This window comes from Anabaena cylindrica UHCC 0172, assembly GCF_034931625.1.
GTDB lineage: Bacteria > Cyanobacteriota > Cyanobacteriia > Cyanobacteriales > Nostocaceae > Anabaena > Anabaena cylindrica_A.
The window spans coordinates 1-11518 of the sequence record NZ_JAYGGY010000084.1 but is presented as its reverse complement, the minus strand read 5'-3'; the positions used below and the strand labels follow the sequence as shown (position 1 = coordinate 11518).

Below are 11518 nucleotides of genomic sequence, written 5' to 3'. Positions count from 1 at the left end.
TCTACAGCCTTAATCATTAATCCTTTATTCTTCATCGTTTATGCAGCCGGAACAACAACAGCGGATTTTGGGTTACTTTATCGAAGAAGCCAGAGAACACCTGAATACTATCGAACAGGGGTTACTGAAGCTACAAGATACCCTCAACGACCCAGAAATGATCAACGAAGTCTTCCGAGCCGCTCACTCCATCAAAGGAGGTGCGGCTATGCTGGGCTTTAATAGTATCCAGCAAACATCTCACCGTTTGGAAGATTGTTTCAAAATTCTCAAAGAGCATCCAGTCGCAGTTGACCAAAAGTTAGAGTCTCTGTTTCTAGGTGTCTCTGATACTTTGAAAGCATTGTTAGATCATCTGGGTAGTCCGTTTGGCCTTTCAGAGGAAACGGCGCATACTTTGATGTTAGAAAGTGAACCCATATTTGCTGGACTTAATGAGCATCTAGCACAACTTTTACAATCAGAAGATAGTGCCAGCCTATTTACTGAAGCTGCACCGATAACGCAGCCAAAACAGGATTATAAACCTCAAGAGCAACCACAAAAACCGCTAGTAGGCAGCAAACCCAACGATGTATCAGAGTTCCAAACTCAAGTACTACAAGCCTTGCGGGATATGTTGCAACTGTTTAAGCAAAGCACCGTACCCTCATCAAGGGAAGATCTACAGAAATGGTGTGACAAATTAGTCAAGCTTGGTGAGAGATTAAATTTGCTCAACTGGTGCAGTTTGTGTCAAGCAGCCGGTAATGCGATCGCCAATCCCGACAATTCTTATCTCACTTTAGCCAAAATCATTATTACCGAAATCAAACAAGCTCAGGAATTAGTTATTCAAGGTAGAGAAGCCGAAATAACTATTAGTTCACAGCTAGAAGCACTTGAACTACTTCCAGAACTAGAGCTATTAGAACTACAACTTGATTGGGCTGATGACCAGTCAGAGACGGGAACAGAATTTCAAGAAACACTGGAACTACATACAGATAATTTGTTGCTAGAAGAGAATAGCACGATTATATTTGCAACAACAGAAGAACTAAATTTAGCAGTAGATACCAGCGACAATCCCTTTGATAACTTACCAGAAATAGCAGCAACCAAAACGGATGCAACTACTGTTTCTGCCGATTCTTTATTCAGTTATCAAGACTCTATACTCAACCTAAATCATATTATTGACCTCACTGGACCAGAGGTAGGTATTTCTGAGTTAAATACCCTAGCGGACTTGTTTGAAGGTGAGACTCCCGAACTGGAGGAAACCTGGCAAAAAGGAGAAATGCTAGATACCACCATCAATCAACTAGGAATTAGTAATGGTGAAATTGAAGATGAAGAAGATGATCTTGATTTAGATTACTTCCTATCATTGGATGCCAATACAATTAATGATCAGCAACTGGATACCAATACAATTAGTGATCAGCAACAAAGCCCCAGTCATACTTCAGAAGACCTGACCCCATTATTTGGCGAAAACTTCTTAGAACCAGAAAATTTAGCACCACAACAGCAAACAACAACTGCTCAGGTTCGAGAAACTAGTGAAAATTCCCTGGATAATCTAAATTTGGAATTACCTCCAACTGAGATTATCAATGTAGAATTGACGGTTAATTCTGGAGAAATTGAGTCAACAAATATTAATACTCATGAAATATTAGAAAATTTGTTGGCATTAACATTAGAAGAAGAAAATAAATCACTGTCTACAGAACCAGAATCTCTAGCAGAAATTGAAATTAATCCCAATTTAGACTTAGCCAACAGTGTTGATAACTTATTACCAACTGCAAATGCTAATTCCCTAGAGGAAATGGCCTTTGATATCCCAAGCTTAGAACTGAATCAACCAACACCAGAAAGCTTGTCTTTGGACAATCTGTTCAACGAAATCGCAGAAGATACACAAGAGCCAATAGATGATTTAGGAATTGGAGATATATTTGATTTACCAGAAGAAACAACAGCCGTAGACGTTGCCACAGAAGAGGACGACTTCAACAACTTCTGGAACCAGACAGATGTAATTCAAAACCAAAAAATCGCCGCTGTCGTAGAGCAAGATGTAGCTAGAGAATTAGAGGAAAGCTTATTTGCAGCAATATCTGAGGAATCCGTAAGTGATCATCAAGAATCGGAAACAGACCTCAGTTTTTACTTGCAAGACTTTGATTTTGCTGTTCCTGAAGAAGAGGTAGATGATCTAAACTTAACCTCAGATTCAGTTGATGATTTATTTGCTGATTTGGCAGATTCTCAATTCAGTTTCTCCATAATTGATAATGGTGGAATGTCTTCATTGCCGGAAGTACAGAGCTTCCCTCAAGAGCCAGAAGCATTGAATTTCACACCAGAATTTACTAACCAATCTTCCCAACAATCCTCTGAATTAGAGGATACGCTGGTTAGTTTTAATGACGACAGCGACCAGAATTTATCACTGGAATTGACAGAAATAGATGTGCCTGTAACTGCTTTACCAGCAGTAACCAACCAAGAAGAGTTAATTGTCAATTTTGAAAATATTGATTGGGTAGATAGTTTATCAATAGAAGAGAACGATGCAGTTGTAGATGCTAATTCCTTAGAATTGGATTTAGAAGCAGATGAATCTGCTATGGAACTGCCAGCTTTGGCTGAAACCGATGAAAATAATCACATCCCAGAAGAAAATGCTGAACAATTAGAGGTAGAAAATACAGTAGTAGATACTATTGAAGATGAAGCCTCTGTCCTAGATGAATTTGCCGAATTAGACGCATTACTAGAAGATGAAGAATTAGAAACGAGTTCCAGTGCTGCCATCCCAGATGCAGATTTTGCAGCTTTAGAAGAATTGCTAGGAACCAATAGTTTTGCGATCGCAGAAACACCCACAGCATCACCAAAAGTTTATCAACCTGTAGTGGCAAAAGCTCACAATCCGGTTGTATCTTCAGAAATGCCTGATGAATTTAAGGATTTGGAGAAATTACTCGCTGAAGCGGATCAAACAATGAGCGCCCAAGGCAGAGTAGTTAAATCTAATACCAGCAAAACACCACGTCCCACAACTCGACGAGTCAGAGAAGAAAGCATGAAGATTCCAGTTAAACAACTGGATGAAATGAGCAACTTAGTTGGGGAGTTGGTAGTTAATCGTAATACCTTAGAGCAAGATCATGAACGGCTACGACAATCCTTAGATAACTTGCTAATTCAGGTGCAGCATCTTTCGGATGTAGGAGCGAGGATGCAGGAATTGTATGAGCGATCGCTATTAGAAGCATCTCTCCTCAGCAGCCGGAATCGTTCATCAAGAGACAACAGCAACTCATCTAGCAATTCCCAAGACCGAGGATTTAGTGAACTAGAAATGGATCACTTTACCCTCTTTCATACATTGTCCCAAGAAACAATAGAGTTTATTGTGCGAGTGCGAGAATCAGCCAGTGACATTGATTTCGTCACCGAAGAAACCGAACGAGTCGCACGGCAATTTCGTCAAGTCACCACCCAGCTACAAGAGGGACTGACAAGAACCAGAATGATACCTTTTGCCCAGGCCATCGATCGCTTGCGGAGAGGAGTGCGCGAGAACGGCATTAAGTGTGGCAAACAAGTAGATTTAGTCACAGAAGGAGCAGATACATTAATTGACAAAATGATCTTGGATCATCTCACCGATCCACTGACTCATATGCTCAATAATGCGATCGCTCACGGCATCGAAACTCCAGAGGTTCGCAAAGCTACTGGCAAGCCAGCAATGGGCATCATTACTTTATCCGCTTTCCACCAGGGAAACCAAACAGTAATTTCTGTAACTGATGACGGAGCCGGTATCGATCACGAAAAAGTCAAATTCAAGGCGATTCAAAAAGGTGTCATTACACCAGAAGAAGCACAAAATATGTCTCGTCTAGATCTCTACGATCTTTTATTCCTACCCAGTTTTAGTACTGCTGATGAGATCGATGATCTCAAAGGACGCGGTGTAGGCATGGACGTAGTTCGTACTGATATTAGCGAAATTCGCGGCACAGTTGGTACTGATTCAATCATAGGTAAAGGAACTACCTTCACCATTCGCTTACCACTCACCCTTAGTATCTGCAAAGCCCTCTGCTGTATCTCTGATAAGTCAAGAATCGCCTTCCCAATGGACGGAGTAGAAGACACACTAGACATATCCGCAACAGATATTCAGCAAGATTCTGATGGACAATCATTCATTTTCTGGCGGGATACAGTCCTCCCATTCCGACCTTTACACGAAATTCTCGCTTTCAATCGCCAGATTAGTCGCGGTAACATCTATGGCAATACAAGAGAAGATGATCTACTTTCTGTCGTTGTATTACGCTCAGGAAATACAATGGTCGCTCTCCAAATTGACCAAGTATTGAGCGAACAAGAAATTGTAATTAAGCAATTTGAAGGCCCCGCACCCAAACCCAGCGGTGTGGCTGGTGCAACAGTTCTTGGTGATGGTCGCATTATGCCCATTGCCGACGTTTTAGAAATCATAGACATCTTCCAAGGTAAGATGTCCAAACAAATTGGTGGCGGTTCTTGGCAACGCAAAACAAATTCTCCCATCCCTGAAGTTCCAGATGTGAAGATTGAGCCGACAGTGTTGATTGTCGATGACTCAATTACAGTCCGAGAATTGCTCTCACTCACCTTCAACAAAGCAGGTTATCGTGTTGAGCAAGCCCGTGACGGTCAAGAGGCTTGGGATAAACTTCGTTCCGGTTTACCTTGCGATATCGTCTTCTGTGACATCGAAATGCCCCGTTGTGATGGACTGGAATTACTCTCACGCATTCAAAAAGATAATACTCTTAACCACCTACCCATAGCCATGCTCACCTCACGAGGTGCAGACAAACACAGACAAATGGCAGTTCAACTAGGTGCTAGTGGTTACTTTACTAAGCCTTATCTCGAAGAAGCACTACTGGAAGCAGCTTCACGGATGTTGAAAGGAGAAAAACTCGTTACAGCTTAGTGGAGACTGAGAAGAGGAAAGGGAGCAGGGTGCAGGGAGTAAGGGGAAAAACTTTTCTCATCTGCGCCCTATCTCCAATTTCTATTCGTGGGTAGTAGCCTAAAACTGGGGATATGGAGAGAATAGAGAATGCACAGCAATCATTTCTATAACTATGTCTAATTCTCCAAAATTCCTCACCTATCCCAACACTAGCAAAAGCAATCAAGTTGATAATTATCACGGTACGTCGGTTGCCGATCCTTACCGGGCTTTAGAAGATCCAGATTCTGAGGAAACCAGAGCTTGGATTGAAGCACAAAATCAAGTGACCTTTGGGTACTTGAACGAAATTTCTGGGAGGGAACAAATTAAACAACGTCTCACCAAACTTTGGGATTATGAAAAATATGGTATTCCCTTTAAAGAAGGTGAAACTTATTTTTATTTCAAAAATAATGGACTGCAAAATCAAAGTATTCTCTACACTCTGCCTAACTTGGATGCAGAACCTAGAGTTTTACTAGACCCTAACCAACTTTCAGAAGATGGCACAATTGCTCTTTCTGGAATTGAAATTAGTGAAAATGGTAAACTTTTAGCCTATGGTTTATCTAATTCTGGTTCAGATTGGCAAGAATGGAAAGTCCGTGATATAGAAACAGGTGAAGATTTACAAGATCATTTACAATGGATTAAATTTTCTGGTGCATCTTGGACTCATGATCATCAAGGTTTTTTTTACAGTCGTTATGATGAACCAAATAAAAAAACCAACTTAGCAGCAGAAAACGTAGTCTTGGTTTCTCCGCAAGAGGAGCAATTTTCTAAGACAGATGTTAATTATTACCAAAAACTTTATTACCATCAACTTGGGACACCTCAGTCAGAAGATATCTTAATTTATCATCGTCCTGATGAGAAAGAATGGGGTTTTGGTGGTGAAGTTACAGAAGATGGTAAATATCTAATTATTTCCATTTGGCTAGGAACTGATTCTAGAAACTTGGTTTTTTACAAAGATTTAACTAACCCTAATTCTGAAGTTGTCGAATTAATTAACCAATTTGAGGCTGATTACAGTTTTATTGATAACAATGAACAGGTGTTTTATTTTCGCACAAACTTAAATGCACCACGAGGCAAAGTTATTGCCATTGATATTAAAAATCCCTCATCAGCAAATTGGCAAGAAATTATTCCCCAAACAGCAGAAACATTAGAAAGTGTAGGCATTCTTAATCATCAATTTGTTGCTGATTATCTCCAAGATGCTCATAGCCAAATTAAAATATTTGACCTGACTGGTAAATTTATCAGGGAAGTAGAATTACCTGGACTGGGTTCAGTAGGAGGATTTGGTGGTAAGCGTCATGATACAGAAACTTTTTATAGTTTCACCAGTTTTACTACACCAGGAACTATCTACCGCTACGACATAAAAACTGGTAAAAGTGAAGTTTTTCGCCAGCCAAAGGTAGATTTTAATGCTGATGAGTATGAGACAGAACAAGTCTTTTATCAAAGTAAAGACGGTACAAGATTACCAATGTTTGTTACTCATAAAAAAGGTATTAAATTAGATGGCAATAATCCCACTTATCTCTATGGATATGGGGGTTTTAACATTTCATTAACCCCAAGCTTTTCCGTTGGTTTGTTAGTATGGCTCGAAATGGGGGGAGTGTATGCTGTGCCTAATTTGCGTGGTGGTGGTGAATATGGGGAAGAATGGCATCAAGCGGGAATGAAGGAGAAAAAGCAAAATGTCTTTGATGATTTTATTGCTGCGGCTGAATGGTTAATTGCTAATAATTACACCCAACCTCAAAAATTAGCTATTGGTGGTGGTAGTAATGGTGGTTTGTTGGTGGGTGCTTGTATGACACAGCGCCCTGATTTATTTGGTGCAGCTTTACCCGCAGTGGGTGTCATGGATATGTTGCGCTTTCATAAATTTACCATCGGCTGGGCTTGGGTAGCAGAATATGGTTCTTCAGAAAACTCGGAAGAATTTAAAACTCTCCATGCTTATTCACCGTTGCATAATTTACAGCCGGGGACTGCTTACCCTGCGACTTTGATTACTACCGCAGATCATGATGATAGGGTAGTACCTGCTCATAGTTTTAAATTTGCTGCGGCTTTGCAAGAGGCTCATGGTGGTGATGCACCTGTTTTAATTAGAATTGAGACAAAAGCGGGACATGGTGCGGGTAAACCAACAGCGAAGATTATTGAGGAAGTGGCTGATAAGTGGGCATTTTTAGTGAGGGTTTTGTCCAGCTTTTAGGGATTTTATCTCTTGTAGGGTGCGTCAGACCCGATAATTGAGCATCTAACAGATTGTCTCTATCTGACGCACCGCACTAATATGCTATTGCAAAAGCCTGAAGTAGGGATTTTCGTCTCTACAATTTTTTTTACCAGAGTCTATTAATGGGACTTTTCACGGATTTATAGAAATATGACTGGAAGCTGGACGCTAGTGAGGTTAAAATCGCAAACAAGGTCTAACTCTGAAGTAAAACTATGAAGACGGCTGAAAAATTGGCTGCTGGTTGGCTGCTCACACTCGGATTCATGTTTTTAACGATATCCGTCTCGGCAGTAATTACAAAAAATACTACACTCAAGCCAATTTTGCCAGGTATAGATGATAAAGGTTTGGTGAAAGATTTTGTTAATCACGAAGCTCTTAACCAGCTTGATAATACAGCTACGCAAGGTATAATGTTTGGCATTCCTACCGCAGTATTGGGAGGATGGTTAGCTTTGGGATTGTACAAGCAAAGCAAACAAAATAAAAAGGCAATTAATCAACAGATGAATGAACATTTGCGATCGCAAGAGCAAGCGAAATTATCGCAATTTTATCAAATGCTACAAGAAAATCAAGGGCGTGTAACTCTCTTGGGCTTTGCAATGCAGTCGCAATTACCAGCAACCGAAGCTAAAGAATATTTAGATGCAAAAGCTAAAGAATTCAATGCAAATTTTCAGGTCAACGAAGAAGGAGGCGTATCATATCATTTTGATGTGTAAAGTACCAACACCAATTTACGCCTAAGTATGATAACGCAGATTTTTTTGACTGTAGCTGCTATTTTTGGCGGTTTGTCTGTTGCTGGTGGTGCTTTTGGGGCTCATGCTTTGCGGGAAAAAATCAGCGATCGCGCTTTAGAAATCTTCGATACTGGCGCTCGCTATCAAATGTACCACGCTCTAGCACTATTGTTTGTCGCCATGCTCATGAGTCGTACCCCTTCTCCACCATTAACCTTGGTAGCCAGTGGTTGGTTATTTATAGCAGGTGTAGTTATTTTTTCAGGTAGCTTGTATGCCATCAGCTTAACAGGTATCAAATCCTTGGGAGCGATGCCTTCGGCGAGCGCAGCTATCGCACCTTTAGGAGGCATATCATTGATGGCTGGATGGCTGGCTTTAGCTATTACTGCTGCAACTATCAAGTTTTAATAAATAGGTAATATTTGAGAGTGCGTCAAAAATGGCGCACCCAAATTATATAAAAGTTAAATGTCTCCAACATCAGAAATCGCCGTTGAGTTTCGGGATGCCAGTTTTAAGATTAATCGCCGTTTTCTATTATCCCACTTAAATCTTACCATTTACCAAGGGGAAGCCCTTGTCTTACTCGGACGCAGTGGTAGCGGTAAAACAACCACCTTAAAATTAATCAATCATTTGCTGATTCCTACCCAAGGACAGGTTTTTGTCAACAATCGCCCGACAACTGAATGGGATGGGATTAAACTGCGACGGCGTATCGGTTATGTGATTCAAGACATTGGTTTATTTCCCCACTTTAGCGTCAGAGAAAACATCGCCCTCGTTCCTTCTTTAGAAAAATGGACACAACGCCGAATTGAGACGCGAGTCTATGAAATGTTAAACTTGGTGGGTTTAGACCCAGAAACATTCGCCCAGCGCTATCCCCATCAGCTATCAGGAGGTCAGCGTCAGCGAGTGGGTGTGGCCAGGGCTTTAGCTGCCGACCCGCCTGTATTATTGATGGATGAGCCTTTTGGCGCACTTGACCCCATCACTCGTCTAGAATTACAACAACAGTTTCACCACTTGCAAAAGCAACTGGGGAAAACCGTGATATTTGTTACCCACGACATTCAAGAAGCATTCTTCCTCGGTACTCGAATTGGGTTAATGTATGAGGGGAATTTAGTTTTCCTGGGTACAAGAACAGAATTTCTCCAATCTCAACATCCAGAGGCCAAGGCTTTTATTGCTTGTTTAAATGCTTGGGAAAAAAGTGCTTAATTGAAGGATTTAACCTTGTTTTTAATCCAATACGCCCCAGAAATCCTCCTGCGTACCGGGGAACATTTAGTCTTAGTTGCGATCGCAATGCTGGTGGCCATATCCATCGGCATCCCGTTAGGCATTTTCATCACTCGCCAGCCGAAACTCGCCCAACCCATTCTCGGTGTCGCTAACGCCCTCCAAACCATTCCCAGTTTAGCCATCTTTGGTTTCCTCATTTCTGTGCCATTTCTAGGAGGAATTGGCAAAATTCCTGCTATTGTCGCCTTGACTCTCTACGCTTTACTTCCCCTGATTCGTAATACTTACATAGGCATTAATAACGTCGATCCAGCCATTCGAGAAGCCGGCAAAGGTATGGGAATGACAGATTGGCAATTGCTGTTTCAGGTAGAAATTCCCCTCGCATCAGGCGTGATTTTGGCAGGAGTCAGAGTAGCAACGGTAATCTCTGTAGGAATTGCCACCATTGCCGCAGCGATCGGTGGTGGAGGATTGGGAGTATTTATTTTTCGAGGTATTTCTACAGTTAATAATCAATTAATTTTAGCAGGAGCAATACCCGCCGCTTTCATCGCTTTAGGAGCAGATTTATCCTTAGGATGGGTAGAGAAAAAAATAACAGAACAAAGAGATAAAAAGTTTAAAATTCATCGCAAATTTACCGTTGCCGTGGGTATATTAACCTTACTAACAGCAGGATTAATAGCCTTTAATTATCAACAAACACCACCAACAATTATTATCGGTTCAAAAAATTTTACTGAACAATTTATCTTAGGAGAATTACTAGCTCAACAAATAGAATCTCACACAAAATTAAAAGTTGATCGCCGCTTCAATTTAGGAGGGACTTTTATCTGTCACGAAGCTGTAAAAACAGGACAAATTTCTGGCTATGTGGAATATACAGGAACATCCTTAACAGCCGTATTGAAACAAAAACCTATTAGTAATTCTCAAGTCGTATATGAAAAAGTAAAACAAGAATACGACCAGAAATTTAAATTAGAAGTTATGCAGCCTTTAGGATTTAATAACACCTTTGCAATGATTATGCGAGGAGAAGATGCTAAACGTTTTAACATCAAAACTCTTTCTGAAGCAGCTAAATATACTCCTCAATTACAAGCAGGTTTTGGCTATGAATTTCTAGAACGAGAAGATGGCTATCCAGGTTTATCTAAAACCTATGGCTTACAGTTTGCGAACATAAAACAAATGGAATTAGGATTGATGTATCAAGCTTTAAAAGAAAAGAAAGTAGATTTGATCGCAGCCAATTCTACAGATGGCTTGATTCCGGTTCTCAACTTAGTTATTTTAGAAGATGATAAAAGTTATTTCCCTCCCTATCAAGCTGTTCCTATTTTTAATCAAGCAACATTGGAAAAATATCCAAAGTTACGAACATCAATTAATCAATTAGCAGGTTTAGTTTCAACTGAAGAAATGCAAAAGATGAATTATCAAGTAGATAATAAATCTCGTCCTGTTGAACAAGTTGTGAATGAGTTCCTCAAGTCTAAATCTTCCCAAAGCAGCAAACCCTAATCATTCGTAATTTACCACCATTTTGTCCCTGCTTCACCCTTAAAAGGTCCAACAATATCAGAAGTAATCCATCCACCGTAAAAATCACCCGGTTGAGGCTTCACTAGTTCATCGTTTACATAGCAAGCATCCATTAAATTTGCATAAAAACTATAGTATTCTTGAATCCCTACAAAATCAGGAGTTGGTTCAATATATTTCCAAGCAGCATAATTGATATTTTTATCACCCACAGATATATTGTAATATTGACACCAGCCTTTCCATTCACACCAAGTTTTTTTAGGTGTTTCTATCAAATGTTCTAGTTTAATGTCTTCAGCAGGGATGTAATACACTGGTGGATGACTAGTTTCTAACACTCTTTTAGCTTTCTGGGTTTCTCCTAAAATAATTCCATTAAAAATAACCTTGAGATGTTTATCAGTGTCTTCTAAAATTGCTGGACGGGGATAATCCCAAACTGATTCTTGACCTGGTTGTGGGGGAATAGGATTTGGTTTCATTATTAGTAATTTCCTTTTTTTAAGTGATAATTAAGAGGGTGTTTAAAAAGTTTTAGCTGAATGATTTTAAACACTTGCTGAATCTCCCCGAATCCCTTTTAAAAAGGAGGGAAATAGAGTCAGAGTCCAATACTGCTCGGTTAAGGCTTAAAAGTCATTATATGGTAGGTTGGGTTGAGGC

At 40.2% G+C, this 11518-nt stretch carries 7 protein-coding genes; 6 read left to right on the top strand and 1 reads right to left on the bottom strand.

All coding sequences use genetic code 11. The features are described 5' to 3' along the window. The first annotated feature begins 40 nt into the window (after positions 1-40). The 6 genes from VB713_RS17355 (at position 41) to VB713_RS17330 (ending at position 10831) form a co-directional block, all read left to right on the top strand. Positions 41-4999 (top strand): response regulator, encoded by a 4959-nt coding sequence (locus VB713_RS17355; protein ID WP_323312766.1) that lies wholly within the window; start codon positions 41-43, stop codon positions 4997-4999. Positions 5000-5153: 154 nt separating this feature from the next. Then, a complete protein-coding gene (locus tag VB713_RS17350) occupies positions 5154-7271 on the top strand; it encodes a prolyl oligopeptidase family serine peptidase (protein WP_323312765.1) in 2118 nt (705 codons plus the stop codon). A 239-nt stretch (positions 7272-7510) separates the two neighbouring features. Further along, positions 7511-8023 carry a hypothetical protein gene (locus VB713_RS17345; protein WP_323312764.1) on the top strand — a complete coding sequence of 171 codons (513 nt, stop codon included), beginning with the start codon at positions 7511-7513 and terminating at the stop codon, positions 8021-8023. A gap of 30 nt (positions 8024-8053) precedes the next feature. Continuing rightward, positions 8054-8455: a DUF423 domain-containing protein gene (locus VB713_RS17340; protein WP_323312828.1), complete on the top strand. Its 402-nt coding sequence runs from the start codon at positions 8054-8056 to the stop codon at positions 8453-8455. Positions 8456-8515: 60 nt separating this feature from the next. Further along, a complete protein-coding gene (locus VB713_RS17335; RefSeq protein WP_323312763.1) occupies positions 8516-9274 on the top strand; it encodes an ATP-binding cassette domain-containing protein in 759 nt (252 codons plus the stop codon). A 15-nt stretch (positions 9275-9289) separates the two neighbouring features. After that, positions 9290-10831 (top strand): glycine betaine ABC transporter substrate-binding protein, encoded by a 1542-nt coding sequence (locus tag VB713_RS17330; protein ID WP_323312762.1) that lies wholly within the window; start codon positions 9290-9292, stop codon positions 10829-10831. 11 nt (positions 10832-10842) lie between these two features. On the opposite strand, the gene VB713_RS17325 is transcribed toward VB713_RS17330, so the two are convergent. Beyond that, entirely contained in the window at positions 10843-11337 is a 495-nt protein-coding gene (locus VB713_RS17325; protein WP_323312761.1) for a DUF427 domain-containing protein, read from the bottom strand. Positions 11338-11518: the final 181 nt, after the last annotated feature.

Coding starts and splice junctions, on each gene's coding strand:
- VB713_RS17345 (WP_323312764.1), top strand. CDS start 7,511: ATGAAGACGGCTGAAAAATTGGCTGCTGGTTGGCTGCTCACACTCGGA.
- VB713_RS17325 (WP_323312761.1), bottom strand. CDS start 11,337: ATGAAACCAAATCCTATTCCCCCACAACCAGGTCAAGAATCAGTTTGG.
- VB713_RS17335 (WP_323312763.1), top strand. CDS start 8,516: ATGTCTCCAACATCAGAAATCGCCGTTGAGTTTCGGGATGCCAGTTTT.
- VB713_RS17350 (WP_323312765.1), top strand. CDS start 5,154: ATGTCTAATTCTCCAAAATTCCTCACCTATCCCAACACTAGCAAAAGC.
- VB713_RS17355 (WP_323312766.1), top strand. CDS start 41: ATGCAGCCGGAACAACAACAGCGGATTTTGGGTTACTTTATCGAAGAA.